This is a genomic window from Rhizobium sp. R635 (assembly GCF_002211285.1).
Taxonomy (GTDB): Bacteria; Pseudomonadota; Alphaproteobacteria; order Rhizobiales; family Rhizobiaceae; genus Rhizobium.
Genome location: NZ_LOKX01000023.1, coordinates 255,211 through 271,428, shown reverse-complemented (window position 1 = coordinate 271,428; position 16,218 = coordinate 255,211). Strand labels below are relative to the sequence as shown.

The 16,218-nt window shown below is 60.4% G+C and carries 17 protein-coding genes; 14 read left to right on the top strand and 3 right to left on the bottom strand.

The annotated features are described in order from the left end of the window. Nucleotides 1-36 precede the first annotated feature (36 nt). The 9 genes from ATY78_RS17985 to ATY78_RS17945 all read left to right on the top strand — a co-directional run bounded on the left by ATY78_RS17985 (nucleotide 37) and on the right by ATY78_RS17945 (nucleotide 8,339). Nucleotides 37-549 carry a RidA family protein gene (locus tag ATY78_RS17985; protein ID WP_088683787.1) on the top strand — a complete coding sequence of 171 codons (513 nt, stop codon included), beginning with the start codon at nucleotides 37-39 and terminating at the stop codon, nucleotides 547-549. Between the two features lie 69 nt (nucleotides 550-618). After that, the gene (locus ATY78_RS17980) at nucleotides 619-1,815 is read left to right on the top strand and encodes an aminotransferase class V-fold PLP-dependent enzyme (RefSeq protein ID WP_088683662.1); all 1,197 of its coding nucleotides are present in this window, start codon (nucleotides 619-621) and stop codon (nucleotides 1,813-1,815) included. Between the two features lie 17 nt (nucleotides 1,816-1,832). Beyond that, on the top strand, nucleotides 1,833-3,689 hold the full coding sequence (locus ATY78_RS17975) for an ABC transporter ATP-binding protein (protein ID WP_088683661.1): 1,857 nt from the start codon (nucleotides 1,833-1,835) through the stop codon (nucleotides 3,687-3,689). A gap of 55 nt (nucleotides 3,690-3,744) precedes the next feature. Then, a complete protein-coding gene (locus ATY78_RS17970; protein ID WP_088683660.1) occupies nucleotides 3,745-4,566 on the top strand; it encodes a bifunctional allantoicase/(S)-ureidoglycine aminohydrolase in 822 nt (273 codons plus the stop codon). Between the two features lie 125 nt (nucleotides 4,567-4,691). After that, the gene (locus ATY78_RS17965) at nucleotides 4,692-5,426 is read left to right on the top strand and encodes a GntR family transcriptional regulator (protein ID WP_088683659.1); all 735 of its coding nucleotides are present in this window, start codon (nucleotides 4,692-4,694) and stop codon (nucleotides 5,424-5,426) included. A 19-nt stretch (nucleotides 5,427-5,445) separates the two neighbouring features. Next, nucleotides 5,446-6,231: a transporter substrate-binding domain-containing protein gene (locus ATY78_RS17960; protein ID WP_088683658.1), complete on the top strand. Its 786-nt coding sequence runs from the start codon at nucleotides 5,446-5,448 to the stop codon at nucleotides 6,229-6,231. A 77-nt stretch (nucleotides 6,232-6,308) separates the two neighbouring features. Continuing rightward, complete coding sequence (locus ATY78_RS17955; RefSeq protein WP_088683657.1) at nucleotides 6,309-6,980, top strand: amino acid ABC transporter permease; 672 nt, start codon at nucleotides 6,309-6,311, stop codon at nucleotides 6,978-6,980. Further along, the gene (locus ATY78_RS17950) at nucleotides 6,977-7,636 is read left to right on the top strand and encodes an amino acid ABC transporter permease (RefSeq protein WP_088683656.1); all 660 of its coding nucleotides are present in this window, start codon (nucleotides 6,977-6,979) and stop codon (nucleotides 7,634-7,636) included. The genes ATY78_RS17955 and ATY78_RS17950 overlap by 4 nt, the downstream gene beginning before the upstream one ends. After that, nucleotides 7,614-8,339: an amino acid ABC transporter ATP-binding protein gene (locus ATY78_RS17945; protein ID WP_088683655.1), complete on the top strand. Its 726-nt coding sequence runs from the start codon at nucleotides 7,614-7,616 to the stop codon at nucleotides 8,337-8,339. The genes ATY78_RS17950 and ATY78_RS17945 overlap by 23 nt, the downstream gene beginning before the upstream one ends. A 73-nt stretch (nucleotides 8,340-8,412) precedes the next feature. On the opposite strand, the gene ATY78_RS17940 is transcribed toward ATY78_RS17945, so the two are convergent. Continuing rightward, nucleotides 8,413-9,342, bottom strand: coding sequence for a TauD/TfdA family dioxygenase (locus tag ATY78_RS17940; protein WP_088683654.1), 930 nt, complete (start codon nucleotides 9,340-9,342; stop codon nucleotides 8,413-8,415). A gap of 290 nt (nucleotides 9,343-9,632) precedes the next feature. Here ATY78_RS17940 and ATY78_RS17935 point away from each other — a divergent pair, with 290 nt between their 5' ends. Next, nucleotides 9,633-10,040, top strand: a complete 408-nt coding sequence (locus tag ATY78_RS17935) for a carboxymuconolactone decarboxylase family protein (RefSeq protein WP_088683653.1) — start codon at nucleotides 9,633-9,635, stop codon at nucleotides 10,038-10,040. A gap of 181 nt (nucleotides 10,041-10,221) precedes the next feature. Here the strand turns inward: ATY78_RS17935 and ATY78_RS17930 are convergent, their stop codons facing one another. Next, entirely contained in the window at nucleotides 10,222-11,646 is a 1,425-nt protein-coding gene (locus ATY78_RS17930) for a diguanylate cyclase (protein WP_245313594.1), read from the bottom strand. Here ATY78_RS17930 and ATY78_RS28900 point away from each other — a divergent pair. Continuing rightward, on the top strand, nucleotides 11,638-11,955 hold the full coding sequence (locus ATY78_RS28900; RefSeq protein ID WP_245313593.1) for a hypothetical protein: 318 nt from the start codon (nucleotides 11,638-11,640) through the stop codon (nucleotides 11,953-11,955). The genes ATY78_RS17930 and ATY78_RS28900 overlap by 9 nt on opposite strands. Nucleotides 11,956-12,084: 129 nt before the next feature. Here the strand turns inward: ATY78_RS28900 and yghX are convergent, their stop codons facing one another. Continuing rightward, nucleotides 12,085-12,972 (bottom strand): YghX family hydrolase, encoded by an 888-nt coding sequence (yghX, locus tag ATY78_RS17925; protein ID WP_088683651.1) that lies wholly within the window; start codon nucleotides 12,970-12,972, stop codon nucleotides 12,085-12,087. Nucleotides 12,973-13,292: 320 nt separating this feature from the next. Between yghX and ATY78_RS17920 the strand changes: the two genes are divergently transcribed. The 3 genes from ATY78_RS17920 to ATY78_RS17910 are packed head-to-tail and all read left to right on the top strand — an operon-like array spanning nucleotide 13,293 to nucleotide 16,202. Next, nucleotides 13,293-14,450 (top strand): Gfo/Idh/MocA family oxidoreductase, encoded by a 1,158-nt coding sequence (locus tag ATY78_RS17920; RefSeq protein WP_088683786.1) that lies wholly within the window; start codon nucleotides 13,293-13,295, stop codon nucleotides 14,448-14,450. 13 nt (nucleotides 14,451-14,463) lie between these two features. Further along, nucleotides 14,464-15,348 (top strand): sugar ABC transporter permease, encoded by an 885-nt coding sequence (locus tag ATY78_RS17915; protein WP_088683650.1) that lies wholly within the window; start codon nucleotides 14,464-14,466, stop codon nucleotides 15,346-15,348. After that, on the top strand, nucleotides 15,345-16,202 hold the full coding sequence (locus ATY78_RS17910; protein WP_088683649.1) for a carbohydrate ABC transporter permease: 858 nt from the start codon (nucleotides 15,345-15,347) through the stop codon (nucleotides 16,200-16,202). The genes ATY78_RS17915 and ATY78_RS17910 overlap by 4 nt, the downstream gene beginning before the upstream one ends. Nucleotides 16,203-16,218: the final 16 nt, after the last annotated feature.

Genomic DNA, 16,218 nt, shown 5'->3' with positions numbered 1-16,218 from the left:
AACGTCGGCCAAATGACATTCGCCAATCGAATTCGCATGACAGGAGTTAGCGTGAATCAGTTTCCCGCCGCAGACACGGTTGAGAGCTCGCCCTATGAACGGCTTGCCGCGCTCGGCATCGAGCTTCCGCCGCCGCCGCCGCCGATCGCCAATTTCGTGACGCATGTGCTGGAGGGCAACATGCTCTATCTCTCCGGCCAAGGCCCGCGCGAGGCCGACGGCTATCTGCATGCCGGCAAGGTCGGCGCCGGCGGCGTCGGTGTCGAAGAGGCCTATGGCCATGCGCGGCTGACCGGTATCAATCTGCTGTCGGTCATGCATGACGCGCTTGGCGATCTTTCCCGGGTCAAGCGGGTGGTCAAGCTGCTCGGCATGGTCAATGCCGTGCCCGATTTCGAGGATCATCCGAGCGTCATCAACGGCTGCTCGGATCTCTTGATCGAAGTCTTCGGGCCGGCCGGCGAACATGCCCGTTCGGCCGTCGGCTTCGGCTCGCTGCCGGGCAACATCACCGTCGAGATCGAGGCCATCGTCGCCTTGCACGGCTGATGAGACCTTTCATATTTAGAGCAGCGTTCCATCTTATGCCGCTGCCGACCCGGAATTCTGGAGAACTTCATGCCCACTGATATGAGACCATCGATCGGCCTTCGCCCCGTCATCAACGTATCGGGCACGATGACCAGCCTCGGCGCCTCCATCGTCGTGCCGGAAGCGATCGAGGCGATGGCGTCGATCCTACCGCATTTCGTCGAGATCAACGACCTGCAGCGCAAGGCAAGCGCCGTCATTGCCCGGCTGACCGGCGGCGAGGCGGGTTTCGTCACCGCCTCCTGCTCGGCCGGCATTTCGCTCGCCGTCGCCGGCGCCATCACTGGCAACAATCTGCTGGCGATCGAGAAGCTGCCGGATGCCGTGCCCGAAAAGAACGAGGTGCTGGTGCAGATGGGCCATGTGGTGAGCTATGGCGCGCCCGTCGACCAGGCGATCCGGCTTGCCGGCGGCAAGGTCGTGCTTGTGGGACAGGCGACTTCGACCCATCGCTTCCACATGGAAAACGCCATCACCGACAAGACGGCTGCCGCCGTCTATGTCGTTTCCCATCATGTCGTCGACTACGGCCTCTTGAACCTCAAGGAATTCGTCGAGATCGCCCATGCCAAGGGTGTGCCTGTCATCGTCGACGCGGCCTCGGAATATGATCTCAGGATCTTCCTGGAGCAGGGGGCCGATATCGCGCTCTATTCCGGCCACAAGTTCCTCGGCGGTCCGACCTCGGGCATCGTCGCCGGCCGGAAAGAGCAGGTGCGCCATGCGTTCCTGCAGAATATGGGCATCGGCCGCGGCATGAAGGTCGGCAAGGAGAGCATCTTTGGCGTCATGGCCGCACTCGAAGCCTGGGAGCGCCGCGACCATGCTGGCATCCGGGAGCGCGAAACCGGCTATCTCAACCTTTGGAAAAAGACGCTCGACGGCCGTCCCGGCGTCACCGCACTGATCGAGCCCGACCCGACCAACAACCCACTCGACCGGCTGCGTCTCATCGTCGACCCAGAGCAGGCCCATATCACCGCCTGGGATCTGGCCGATGCGCTCGCCAAGGGCAGTCCGCCGATCATCGTGCGCGATCATGAGGTGGAGCACCGCTATTTCTATCTCGATCCGTGCAACCTGCATCCGGGCCAGGAAGTGATCGTCGCAAACCGCCTCGGTGAAGAACTCGACAAGGCGCGCGCCTCGAACGAGATCATCGCCACGCCCATCGAAAACCGCAGCCGGCACCGTTTCGACGGGTTGCTGCGCTGGCCGGATTGAACCCGAGAGGAGCCGATATGGCCAGCGTCCAGCCGCAACCGATAGAGACAGCCGCTCCCGTCCTTTCCGTCGACAGGCTGACGACGTCGTTCCTGGTGGACGGCGCCTGGAAACCGGTCGTGCGCGACGTCTCCTTCACCGTCGCGCCGGCCGAGACGGTAGCGATCGTCGGTGAATCCGGCTCGGGAAAGAGCGTCACGTCGCTGTCGATCATGCGGCTGCTGCAGGCCGACACCAGCCGCATCGAGGGCCGCGTCATGCTTGGTGGACGCGACCTGCTGGCCTTGCCGGAACATGCCATGCGGCAAGTGCGCGGCAATGAGGTGGCGATGATCTTCCAGGAGCCGATGACATCGCTCAATCCGCTCTTCACCATCGGCGACCAGATTTCCGAAGCGCTGCTCTGCCATTCCGATATGAGCAAGGCAGATGCCAGGGCCGAGACGATCAGGCTGCTGGAGAAGGTCCGCATCCCCTCGGCCGCGTCGCGATTCGACGAATATCCGCATCGTTTTTCCGGCGGCATGCGCCAGCGGGTGATGATCGCAATGGCGCTCGCCAGTCGGCCGAAGCTTCTGATCGCCGACGAGCCGACGACGGCGCTCGACGTGACGATCCAGGGCCAGATCCTCGATCTCATCAAGATGCTGCAGGACGAGGAGGGAACCTCGGTTCTCTTCATCACCCATGATATGGGCGTCGTTGCCGAGATCGCCGACAGGACTGTCGTGATGTATCGCGGCGAACAGGTCGAAAGCGGCGCCACCGCCGATATCTTCCACCGCGGCAGACATCCTTATACCAGGGCGCTGCTATCGGCCGTACCGGTGCTCGGCTCGATGCGGGGCCGGCAAAGGCCGCTGCGTTTTCCCGTGGTCAACACGGCGACCGGTGAATCGGACATTCCCGCCGAGGCCGCCGATACGGTGGCGGCAAAGCCGGTGCTGCAGGTGAAAAACCTCACCAAGCGCTTCGACATTCATTCCGGCCTCTTCAATCGGCTGACCAGCCGCGTGCATGCGGTCGAAAACGTCTCCTTCGATCTCCATGCCGGCGAGACGCTGTCGCTCGTCGGTGAATCCGGCTGCGGCAAATCGACGACCGGCCGCGCCATCATGCGTCTGATCGAGCCGCAGGCCGGCTCCGTGCTCGTCGAGGGCAGGGAAGTGCTCGGCCTCGACAGGAAGGATCTGCGTGAGATGCGCAAATCCGTGCAGATGATCTTTCAGGATCCGTTCGCCAGCCTCAATCCGCGCATGACGGTCGGCGCGTCGATCGCCGAACCCTATATCGAGCATGGGATGGGCAGTGCGAAACAGGCTAGGGAGGTCGTCGCCGACTTGCTCGTGAAGGTCGGCCTGTCCCCCGATATGGCGTCGCGTTATCCGCATGAATTTTCCGGCGGCCAGCGTCAGCGTATCTGCATTGCCCGGGCGCTTGCCTTGCGGCCAAAGGTGATCGTTGCCGATGAAAGTGTCTCCGCACTCGATGTTTCGATCAAGGCGCAGGTCATCAACCTGATGCTGGACCTGCAGCAGAGCCTCGACCTCGCCTTCCTGTTCATCTCGCACGACATGGCGGTGATCGAACGCGTCAGCCATCGCGTCGCGGTGATGTATCTCGGCGAGATCGTCGAGATCGGCCCGCGCGCCGCCGTCTTCGAAAATCCGCAGCACCCCTATACGAAGAAACTGATTTCGGCCGTGCCGGTGCCCGATCCGGATCGCCGCCACGAAAAGCGGATGGTGGCCAATGACGAGATCAAGAGCCCGATGCGCCCGGTCGACTATCAGCCACCGAGCGCCTCCTATCGCGCGGTCGGGCCGGGCCATCTGGTGATGGCCGATCGCTCGTCCGGGTTGGGAGTTGCCTAACGGATCAGGCGCGCATAAAGCAGATGTAGAGACACCTGCCTGGAAAGCCGTACAAATGGACAAGACAGAGTATTATTCGAAGCTTGGCGGTTTGCCGCCACAGACCCAGCTGCTTTCCGGCCGAGCCGTTTTCACCACGGCTTACGCGGTCATCCCCCGCGGTGTCATGAGCGATATTGTCACGAGCCTCCTTCCACATTGGACGGGAACGCGCGCATGGGTTCTCTCACGGCCGCTTTCCGGTTTCTCCGAGACCTTCTCGCAATATATCATGGAGGTTCAGCCGGGCGGCGGGAGCGACCGGCCGGAGCCCGACAAACGCGCCGAAGCCGTGCTCTTCGTCGTCGAAGGCGGCATGACGGTGGAACTCGACGGCGTCAGCCATGCGCTGCGCGCCGGCTCCTTCGCCTATCTCCCGGCCGGCTCGGCCTGGCGCCTGAAAAACGATGGCTCGACCGCGGCGATCTTCCACTGGGTCAGGAAAGCGTTTCAGGAGGTCGAGGGGCTGGAGCCGCCGCCGGCGATCTTCACGCATGAGGACGACCATCCGATCCGGGCCATGCCCGACACCGACGGGCGCTGGGGCACGACCCGCTTCATCGACCCTGCCGATGTGCGCTACGACATGCATGTCAATATCGTGACCCTGGAGCCGGGCGCGGTGATCCCCTTCATGGAAACCCATGTCATGGAGCATGGTCTCTATGTGCTGGAAGGCAAGGCGGTCTATCGCCTGAACCAGGATTGGGTCGAGGTCGAGGCCGGTGACTTCATGTGGCTGCGCGCCTTCTGCCCGCAGGCATGCTACGCCGGTGGCCCCGGCCGGTTCCGATACTTGCTCTACAAAGACGTCAACCGGCACATGAAGCTCTGGTAGGAGCGGCGCGCCTAATTTACGCTCAGTCGTGCATCGCCAGCGCGCAAAATATGTGCAGCAGAGCCGGGATCTCCTGAAAATCCTGAGCACGGGATTTTGGCACGTGCTTTGCTTTTCTGTCTTGTATGCAAGATAGCCACGCATCCGCGACTACGCAGAAGACCATCGAGGAGACGATCGTCTCCGGGATTCTTTCAGCCAGGATTCGTCCCGGTACGCGTCTCAGCGAAAACCAGCTGGCCACACTTTTCGGCGTGTCTCGCACCCGCGTCCGTGAAGCCATGATGCGCCTGGAAACGCGCGGCATCGTCCATGTCAGCCCGAGACGTGGCTGGTTCGTCGTCGAGCCCTCCGCCGAAGATGCGATCGCGGTCTATGAGGCGCGGCGCGTCATCGAGGCCGGATTGCTGCGCAGCATGCGGTCGCTGACGGATGCGGGACACGAAGCTCTCGCAGCGCATTTGAACGAGGAAAAGGGCGCGCTGGCTTCCGGCGACCGCCAGCGTCTCACCTATTTGATGGGCGATTTCCACATCCGTATCGCGGAACTGAGCGGAAACGGCATCCTGGTCGATATCCTCCGCGACCTGACGGCGAGGACCATCCTCATTTCGATGCTCTATCAGTCCGAGTTTCATGCGGCACAGTCTCACGACGGGCATTGCCGCATTTTCGAGGCCATGCAGGCCGGCGATTTCGTCAGAGCTGCGGAGCTCTCCGTCGAACATCTGGACGAGGTGGAAATGGGTCTCGACCTTACCTCACGCCCGGATCCGCTCTCGGAACTGCGCAACTCCCTGTCGCTCCCTCCCAGGGCCGTGTCTCCCGTTTCCCAACCGTTCAGACCTAAAAAGCCATAACCTCAAAGGAGAAACCAACATGCTGACAAGAAGAGTTTTCTTCGCAATCGCGACGCTCGCGGCAAGCTTCGGCTTCGCCCCTGCCTCTCACGCCGATGCTCTTGCCGACATCACGGCGCGCGGTACGCTGCGTGTCGCCGTACCCCAGGATTTTCCGCCTTTCGGCAGCGTCGGAACCGATATGGCGCCGATGGGCTACGATATCGATGTGGCCAATCTCATCGCTGAAAAGCTGGGCGTCAAAACCGAACTCGTGCCGGTCACCAGCGCCAACCGCATTCCCTACCTGCAGACGAACAAGGTCGATCTGGTCATTTCGAGCCTTGGCAAGAATGCCGAGCGGGAAAAAGTGATCGACTTCACCGCTGCCTACGCCCCCTTCTTCAACGGCGTCTTCGGGCCGGCCGGTCTTTCGGTCGCCAAGGCGGAAGATCTCGCGGGCAAGAGCATCGGCGTCACGCGTGGCGCAGTGGAGGATCTCGAGCTGACGAAAATCGCGCCGGCCGACGCAACGATCAAGCGTTATGAGGACAATAACGGCACCATCTCGGCGTTCCTGTCCGGCCAGGTCGATATCGTTGCGACCGGCAACGTCGTGGCCGCCGCGATCCTCGCCAAGAACCCTCCCAAGCGTCCCGAGCTGAAGTTCCTCATCAAGAATTCGCCTTGCTACATCGGTCTCAACAAGGAACAGCCGGCCCTTCTGGAGAAGGTAAACGGCATTATCGCCGCCGCCAAAACCGACGGCAGCTTGAACGCCATTTCGCAGAAGTGGCTCGGCGCCGACCTCCCGTCGGATCTGTAACGATCAAATCTCACATCCGTCATCCCGTACCGGCACGCGGGATGACGGATGTTCGTCACTGCAGGAGGGACAACTCCTTGAGCTACCATTTCGAATTCGGCTGGCTGCTTGAATATTACCCCCAGATCATCAAGGGCATATTGATCACCCTTGAGCTGATCGCGATCGGCGGAGTGCTCGGCATTTCGCTCGGCATCGTCTGCGCCTGGGTGCGCGCGCTCGGTCCAGCCTGGTTGAAGCCGGTCGTTGCGAGCTATGTCGAACTGATCCGCAACACGCCGTTCCTGATCCAGCTTTTCTTCATCTTTTTTGGCCTGCCGTCGCTTGGCCTCCAGCTTTCCGAATTGACGGCGGCCAATCTTGCGATGGTCGTCAACCTCGGCGCCTATAGCTGCGAGATCATCCGCGCCGGCATCCAGGCAACGCCGAAAGGCCAGTTCGAGGCGGGCGAGAGCCTTGCGATGACACGCTTCGAGACCTTCCGCCATGTCATTCTGGTGCCGTCGTTGCAGCGCATCTGGCCGGCGCTGTCGTCCCAGGTTGTCATCGTCATGCTCGGCTCAGCGGTCGTGTCGCAGATTGCAGCCGAGGATCTCACCTTCGCCGCGAATTTCATACAGTCGCGGACCTTCCGCGCCTTCGAGGCCTACATCGTCTCGACCGCAATCTATCTCGCGCTGGCGATCCTGCTTCGGCAGGTGCTGGGCCTGATCGGCTGGTTCATTTTCCCGAGGAGAGCAGCACGGTGATCACGTTCACACTCTGGGACATCCTGCGCAACCTGCTGCTCGCCACGCGCTGGACGATCCTTCTTTCGCTCGTCTCGTTTCTCGGCGGCGGCCTGGTCGGACTGGGCCTGCTCTTCCTGCGGATCAGCAAGCGCAGGGCATTCAGGGCGTTCGCGAAATATTACGTCGAGCTCTTCCAGGGCACGCCGCTGCTGATGCAGCTCTTCATCGCTTTTTTCGGGCTCGGCCTCTTCGGGATCGACGTGCCGGCCTGGCTTGCCGCAGGATTGGCGCTCATCCTGTGGAGCGCGGCCTTTCTGACTGAAATCTGGCGTGGCTGCGTCGAAGCGGTCGCCAGGGGCCAGTGGGAGGCTTCCGCCAGCCTCGGCATGGGGCGCCTCCAGCAGATGCGCCATGTCATCCTTCCCCAGGCACTGAGGATTGCCATCCCGCCAACCGTCGGTTTCTCCGTCCAGATCGTCAAGGGCACGGCGCTGACCTCGATCATCGGCTTCGTCGAATTGTCGAAAGCCGGCACCGTGGTCACCAACGCCACCTTCCAGCCCTTCACCGTCTATGGGCTCGTCGCTCTCATCTACTTCGCCCTTTGCTGGCCCTTGTCGAAAAGCAGCCAGATCCTGGAAAGGAAGCTCAATGTCGCTCATCGAAATCACTGACGTTCGCAAGAGCTTCGGAACCAACGAGGTGCTGAAAGGCATCAACCTCAATGTCGAGCCAGGCGAGGTCATTGCCATCATCGGCAGGAGCGGTTCGGGCAAATCGACCCTGCTTCGCTGCATCAACGGCCTGGAGACCATCACCGACGGGTCCATCTCGGTTGCCGGCGCGCAGCTGCTCGATGACGAGGTGCATCTGAAGGCGCTGCGCCTCAAGGTCGGGATGATCTTTCAGCAGTTCAACCTCTTCCCGCACCTGACCGCCGGCGGCAATGTCATGCTGTCGCAGACCGTGGTCAAAAAGACGCCCAAGGCCGAAGCCGAGGCCACCGCCCGCAAGATGCTGGAGCGGGTGGGGCTGGGTCACAGGTTCGATGCCTATCCGGACGAACTCTCGGGCGGCCAGCAGCAGCGCGTCGCCATTGCCCGCGCGCTCGCCATGCAGCCGACAGCCCTTCTCTGCGACGAGATCACCTCCGCCCTCGATCCGGAACTGGTCGCCGAAGTCCTTGCCGTGGTGCGCGAGCTTGCCGCCGAGGGAATGACGCTGCTGATGGTTACGCACGAGATGAAGTTCGCCCGCGACGTCTGCAGCCGCGTCGTCTTCATGCATCAGGGCCGGGTCCACGAAATCGGCCCGCCTGAAGAGGTCTTCGCCAACCCGCAGACCGCGGAGCTGAAGCAGTTCCTCGGCGTCAACTAGGTGTCTTTTCGCCGATCCCCTGATGAGAGGGGAGGGCATGTCATGTCGGCGTGCCTTAGCCGATGGGCCGCGCTCAGGCGGCCTGCGCTTTCGGCTTGACCGTTTTGACATGGGTTATGCTGCGGCGACCGTCGATGCTGACGGGGACGTCGCCGTCGACGGTGGCGCGGCGCACGATGCGGTGCTGGTCGCCATAGTCGTTGACGGCATAGTGCTGGGTCGCGCGGTTGTCCCAGATCGCCACGTCCCCGGCTCTCCAGCGCCAGCGCACGGTATTTTCCGGGGCGGTGACGTAGGACTGGAATACCTCATAGAGTTTGGCGGAGTCGGTCTTCGACACGCCGACGAGGCGCTGAACGAAGTTGCCGAGCAGCAGCGATCTTTCGCCGGTTTCCGGATGGACGCGCACGACCGGATGCTCGGTCTCGTAGACGGTCGACGTGAACACTTCCTCGAAATGCTTCTTCTCTTCGGCGGTGGCGCGAGGGCGCACGGCGGCGTAGTCATAGGCATTGCTGTGAACGGCCCACAGATTGTCCGCCAGCGCTTTGAGAGGCGCCGGCAGGCTTTCGTATGCGGCATGGGTGTTGGACCAGATCGTGTCACCGCCGGCCGCCGGAATGACGACGCCGCGAAGGACGGAAAATTTCGGGTAGGCGTCCACGAAGGTGACGTCGGTATGCCACTGGTCCGCTCTGCCGCCGCCGCGGCTGGAATCGAGGTTGAGGATGGAAGCCGTGCCGGCCGCCGGACCCTGGGTCGGGTGAGGCACGAGGTCGCCCAGGCGGCGTGCGAAGGATTCCTGCTCGGAATCGTCAAGATGTCCCTGATCGCGGAAGAAGATGACCTTGTGTTTCAGGAGAAGCTGGTTGATGGCCGCCACCGTTGCATCCGAAAGATCTCCGCCGAGACGGATACCCCTGATTTCGGCGCCGACACGGCCGGTCAGCGGAATGACATCGGCATCGGGAATGACTTGATTGACGAAAACCGGTTTGCTCATGGAAATCTCCTGTAGATGTTGGAAGAAGTCGGCAGGTCACATGCGCCCGAAGAGCCATTCTTCGGGCGTTCGAAAATCTCATTGCTGAAATCGACAGGGCTATGGAACAAAATAATCTATAAAATCTATAGACAAATTTTTCCAATTTTCCCTGTTTTCCTGAAACAGCCGTCTTCGATGTTTCTCCGGTGCGATGATTTCCCCGCCGATAGAAGACTGGTGGTCATTGTCCTTTCTTCGTATCGTTCGCAGGAGCGCCGCATCGCCGAGCACCCGGAAAGGAACTTTCGATGGCAACAGTCAAACTCCTATCGGACCAAGAGGCCGCAGCCATTCCGGCCGTTCAAGCCGTGTTCGAGGACATCAGGGCGACCCGCAAGACCGACTTCATCAACAATTTCTGGCGTGCCCTTGCAAACGATCCCGCAAACCTCAAACGGGTGTGGGAAACGCTGAAATCGGTCATGACGGTCGAAGGCGCGATCGATCCCTTGACGCGCGAGATGATCTACATAGCCGTGTCGACGGCCAATGCCTGCCAATACTGCATTCAATCCCACACCGCAGCCGCCCGTGCGCGCGGCATGACCGATGCGCAACATGGCGAACTTCTGACGATCATCGGACTTGCCGCGCAGACAAACCATCTCGCTCTCGCCATGCAGGTTCCGCCCGATCCGGAATTCGAGGTGCGATAGGGGATCGGTTGTATCAGCTGTCCTACAGCAGGCGATCATCTTCCTCGTCGCTGCCAATCATGCAGTTTCCATCACGATAAAATGCGCGAGCGGGGCGCTGCAATCTGCGGAATATGAATGCAACTTTAAATAGTAAAAGTGGCGTAATCTGTGTTATGGAACTTCCGCTAGCGAAGCGCCGTTATGAGACCACCCGATTGCGGCCGGCCTTTTTCGCCGTATACAGATTTTGGTCGGCGACCTCCAAGATCTCCTTGGGAGAAGCGGCGGACAAGCCGCCGGCGACACCGATGCTGATCGTGATGCGCAGGCCGTTGCAGATCGCCGACCAGTCCCAGCGCTCGACAGCCAGACGCAGCCGCTCGCAGACATCGGCGGCGGCTTTCGGAGTGCCTGTCAACACCACGACGAATTCCTCGCCGCCGAAACGAATGGCCTGGTCGGTGGCGCGCAACTGGTTGCGCAGGATGGTTCCGATGGCGCCGAGGACCTGGTCGCCGATCATGTGAGAGAAGTTGTCGTTGACCGATTTGAAATGGTCGACGTCAAGCATCGCGATCGAATATGGGCGCTTCTCGGATGTCAGTTCCTTAAAGCGGCTGTCGAGATATTTGCGGTTATAGAGCCCGGTCAGCGCGTCGAGATAAACGGCGCTGGCCAGGATATCTGTTTGCTCCTGCAGCTTCTGATAGGAGGCCTCCAGCGTGTCGGCGCGCTTCGATTCCGTTTCGGCAACTTCCTTGAGCCGCCTGGTTTCATAGTAGATTTCGGCGAGACGCGCGCGCTGCTGGGTTCTCTCGGCGCTGTTCTGCAGATAGAACTGATGGTATTTCTTGTGTGCCTCCAGCGCCAGATCGAACTGCCCCAGCCCTTCATGGGCGCGCGACAGATAGAGATAGATCTGGATATAGGAATCGAAGCTGCCGCCTTCGGCGATCAATTCCACCGCTTCGAGCAGCAGCGACCGGGCTTCCTCGAACTTTCCGTAATTATTGTAGACCTGGCCCAAAGTGTAGAGATATTGCTGCCGGTCCCTGACATAGCTGTTCTTCTGAAACTGCTGGTAGCGGAGCATGCACTGGAGCGCCTTTTCATGCTCTCCCAGATGGCCGTAGTAATCGGCCTGGTTGCCGAGGCAAATACGGGCAGCCCAGCTGTCGCCGGTCTCGATTGCGAGGTCGAGCGCCTGTTCGGTGAGATCAAGCGCTCTCGTCAGCATCCGGTGAGCTTCCTCCGGCTGGCCGAGCGCCTGCGCGATATAGCCGCCTTCCGAATGGGCGCCGCCGAGGTTGACGAGCCACCAGCATTCGTAGGTCTTGTTGCCGATCGACCGGGCGAGCTCGACAGACCTCTCGCTCATCAGGATCGCCCGGTCGGGTTGCTTGTTGTACCAGAAGATAATGCCGATGACGTTGGTTGCGAGACTCTGCGCCTTCGGATCTGCGGTCTTGTCGGCCAGATCCAAGGCGCGGGTCGCCTCTTCGATCGCCTCTTCCGGCAAGCCCAATTCCAGGAGCAGCCATCCGAAATAGGCCCTGGCATAGGCTTCCTGGATGGGTTCCCTTTTCGATTTCCAGAAGTCCACCGCCCGGCGGACATGCGTCAAACCAAGTTCGGCCGCACCGGTTTGAAAACAGTACCAGGCAATATCCGTGTCGCATTGGGCGGCAAGCCGGTCGTCGCCCCGCGATTTGGCATCGGCAAGAATTTGCCCGGCAAGTGTAAGCGCCTCATCCGATCGGCCTGTACATCCAAGGTGCCAGGCTTGCTGCAGTTCGAAATTTGCTTTTGGAATAAATGTCTCAGTATCAACAATTTGCATATCGAACGCCGTGTTTGTTCCCTGAATAGGGATAGCATTAGAAGTTTAACAATGATGCAAACTGGTGAGGAAACAGAAGGGGCGCGCGGCTGAACTTTCACCCGTAGGTTTTAGTAGCGAACGGGCGTGATGGATGATCCGTAAGACGGTGCAAGGCGCATTGGCCCATAACAGGCGGGGAGTATTTCCCCGCCTGCCATATCGTGCAAATCCAGCGCCTCGTCAGGCGAGGTATTTCGTAAACCAGTCGACCGTCCGCTGCCAGGCGAGCTTGGCTGCCGCCTCGTCGTAGCGGGGCGTGGAATCGTTGTGGAAGCCATGATTGACGTCGGGGTAGATATAGGCCTCGTAGGTTTTCCCGGCCGATTTCAGCGCTGCTTCATAGGCCGGCCAGCCTTCATTGATCCCCTTGTCCAGTCCGCCATAATGAAGAAGCAGCGGCGCCTTGATCTTCGGCACGTCCTCGGCGCGCGGCTGCCTGCCGTAGAAGGGTACGGCTGCGGCAAGCTCCGGATAGGCCACCGCCGCGGCATTGGAAACGCCGCCGCCGTAGCAGAAGCCTGTTATACCGACCTTGCCGGTGGTGAGGTCACTCTTCATCAGGAACTCGACCGCCGCGAAAAAGTCGTTCATCAGCTTTTCCGGATCGACCTTCTGCTGAAGCTCCCGTCCCTTTTCGTCATTGCCGGGATAGCCGCCGACCGAAGTCAATCCGTCCGGCGCCAGCGCAATGAAGCCGGCCTTCGCGACGCGACGCGCCACATCCTCGATATAGGGATTGAGGCCTCTGTTCTCGTGAACGACGACCACGCCCGCGACCTTGCCGTTGGCTTTCGCAGGGCGCACGAGATAGGCGCGCACGTCCCCGTTTCCTTTCGGCGAGGGATAGGTGATGTATTCGGCTGATATATCGGGATCGGTGAACTCGACCTGGGTCGCCAGCGCATAATCCGGGCTGAGCGATGCAAGGATCGCTGCTGCCGTCACTCCGCCGACCGCAAACTTGGCGGCACGGTCGAGAAACTCGCGCTTGGTGATTTTCCCATGCGCATAGTAGTCGTAGAGTTCGAGAAGTTCCTGCGGGAAGTCCTTGGCTGTCATACGGGTCATGATGGCTCCTCCTTGCCTCGGGTTCTCACAGCATCCTACACACGAGTGATAACGTGTCTTTTCAACCTTTCGCGAGCCCTTGCGTGATCGGTCGGGGGCGGTCGCGCCTTGCCGCGGCAGGCGCATAGATCCGCTGTCCTCTGCTTGCCGATGCGCCATGCTTCATTGGCCCCCGGCAGTCGGGGCAAAATCGGCAGCCGCCTATCGATCTATGAAAATCAATTTCATGCGTATGCGTTGAGGCCCGTTTTCTATTGACGCCTCCTGATTTTTGTCCCAACTTAAAGAAAATAAATTACTTAACTGGGAACATGATCGGCATGAAAGTAGGAATCATCGGGCTAGGATTCCGGCTGGGCTATCTCGGCTATGTCTTCAAGGCGATCGACGACAGTTTCGACATCGTAGGCTATGTGGATCCGGAACCCGCCGGGCTTCCAGGATTGACGGAAAAGGGTATTTCGGTCGGCAAGGCCTACGGTTCGCCGGAAGAGCTCCTCGCCTCGGAAAAGCTCGATCTGCTGATGATCGGCTCTCCCAATCACATGCATCTCGATCATATCAGGCTCGGCCTGCAAGCCGGCCTCAAGGTTTTCTGCGAAAAGCCGATCGTCACGACCATTACAGAAAGCATCGAGCTTGCCCACCTGATGGCGAAGTTCGGCCATGAGCGGCTGATGGTCGGTCTCGTGCTGCGTTATTCTCCTCTTTATAAGGATCTGCGCGCCATCCAGGCCGAGGGCAAGCTCGGCCAGATCGTGTCGATCGAGGCTTCCGAACATATCGAGCCCTATCACGGCGCCTTCTTCATGCGCGACTGGCGCCGCTACGAGCGTTATTCCGGCAGCTTCATGCTGGAGAAATGCTGCCATGACCTCGACCTTTATAATGGTGTCGTGGGCGCGCGGCCGGAGCGCGTCGCCAGTTTCGGCGGCCGCAAGAGCTTCATTCCGGCCAACGATCCGGCGCGCGAAGGCATCAACGATCTCGAGCTTTTCCATCGCAAGCCGAGCGGCTGGATGGGCTCCGACAAGGTGTTCGACAGCGATGCCGACATCATCGACTACCAGGTGGCGATCGTCGAATATGCCAATGGCGTCGGCATGAACTTCCACACCAATCTGAACGTGCCCGACCAGTTCCGCCGTTTCGCCATCATGGGCTCGCGCGGCATGGCCGAGGGTGATTTCGTTCGCGGCTATCTCGACGTCCATGAGCAGCTGACCGGCAAAAAAGTGGTCGAGAACAAATATGCCGCCACGGAACTCTCCCAGCATTACGGCGCCGATGAACAGATGGCGAGCGATCTGCTGGAAAGCGTGCGCACCGGGCTCGAACTTCCCGTGTCCACGCTGAACGCGCTGGAAGCCGGCATCCTCGCATTGGCGATGGACGAAGCGAGGATGAAGAAAACGGTCGTCGACCTGCGTCCCATCTGGGACCGCTTCGACGAGGCCCTCCACGCTAAGGCGGCTTGAGGAAGGCGGCAAGATGAGTGTCCAAAGAAGCGCCTTCATCTTCGCCTGGATCCTCCTCCTTCCGGCCGTCCTCTATGTCCTCGCCATCGTCGCCTATCCGCTGGTCGATACGTTCATTCTCTCCTTCACCGACGCGTCGCTGAAGAAGACCACCAATTGGGTCGGCTGGGTCAATTACGAAAAGATCTTCAACGCCACGTTTGCGGAAGTCATCATCCGCACCTTCATCTGGACCTTCTTCTCGGTCGCCCTGAAAATGGTGATCGGCACCTTCGGCGCATGCATGCTGAATGCGGCCGTGCCCGGCCGCTCGCTGTTCCGGCTGTTGACCATGCCGCCATGGATCGTGCCGATGGCGATCGGCATCTTCATGTGGGGCTGGATGTATAACGGCCAGTTCGGGATGATCTCGGGCCTGTTGCAGCGCTTCGGCCTCGTCGACGGCCCGGTCGCCTTCCTCGCCTATGGAAGCACCGCCTTCTGGGCGACGATCGTTACCGACGTGTGGATCGGCGTGCCGCTGGTGACGATCTATTTCCTGGCGGCGATCCAATCCATTCCGAAGGATCTCTACGAAGCCGCCTGGACCGACGGCGCCGGCCGCTGGTATCGCTTCCGCCGCATCACCCTGCCGCTGATGGTGCCCGCCATCATCACCATGTCGATGCTGTCGCTGATCGCCACCTTCAACTCGTTCGACATCATCTGGATTCTGACCCAGGGCGGCCCGAGCGGCGAGACGACGACGATGATCATCGATACCTATCAGACCGCGATCGGCTCGAAGAAATACGGCGAAGGGGCTGCGCGCGCCGTGCTGATCTGTATCTTCCTGTCGCTTTTCTGTTTTGCCTATTTCCGTGTCACCCGCCGCCTCAACCCGGAGAAACGCGCATGAGCAGCCCGGCCATGATCGACCGTTACCGCTGGTGGGAAATTATCCTGATCTATTGCGGCATCGCGGTGTTTCTGTTCTTCGTGCTGGCGCCCTTCGTCGAGGGCTTCCTCGTTTCGCTGAAGCCGCTCGCCCAGCTTTTCTCCTCGCCCTACCGCTTCTGGCCGGAGAACGGTTCGTTCGAAGCCTATCGGACGATGTGGATCAGCGTGCCGGGCTTCGGGCGCTATATCTTCAATTCCTTCTTCATCTCGATCATCGTCACGCTGATCGTGCTCTGCCTCGTCATCCCGGCCGCCTACGCCTTTGCGAAATTCGAATTCAAGGGCATGGGAATCCTGCTCGGCGCCTTCCTGACGGTGAACATGTTCTCCGGCGCCGTGCTTCTGATCCCGCTCTTCCGGCTGATGCGCAGCATGGGCGTGCTCAACACCTATCTCGCCATGATCGTGCCGGGCGTCGCCTTCCTGATCCCCTCGGCGATCTGGCTGCTGCGCACCTATATGATCCGCATTCCCCAGGAGCTCAACGAAGCCGCCTACATGGATGGCGCCAGCCATTTCTACACGCTTCGCCGGGTCATCCTGCCCATTGCGATGCCGGGGATCATCGTCGTCGCCATCACCACCTTCATCGGCGCTTACGCCCAGCAATTCATCTTCGCGCTGACGTTCAACTCGAAGAGCGAATACATGCCCTTGCCGGTGGGGCTCTTTGCTTACTTCGGCAAGCAGGAGGTCATCTGGAACGAACTGATGGCGGCCTCCTTCGTCGGCATCGCGCCGGCGATGGTCGTCATCTTCTTCCTTCAGCGGTATCTCGTCGGCGGTCTGACCGCCGGTGCGGTGAAACAATAAGAGCAAAAATAGAGTG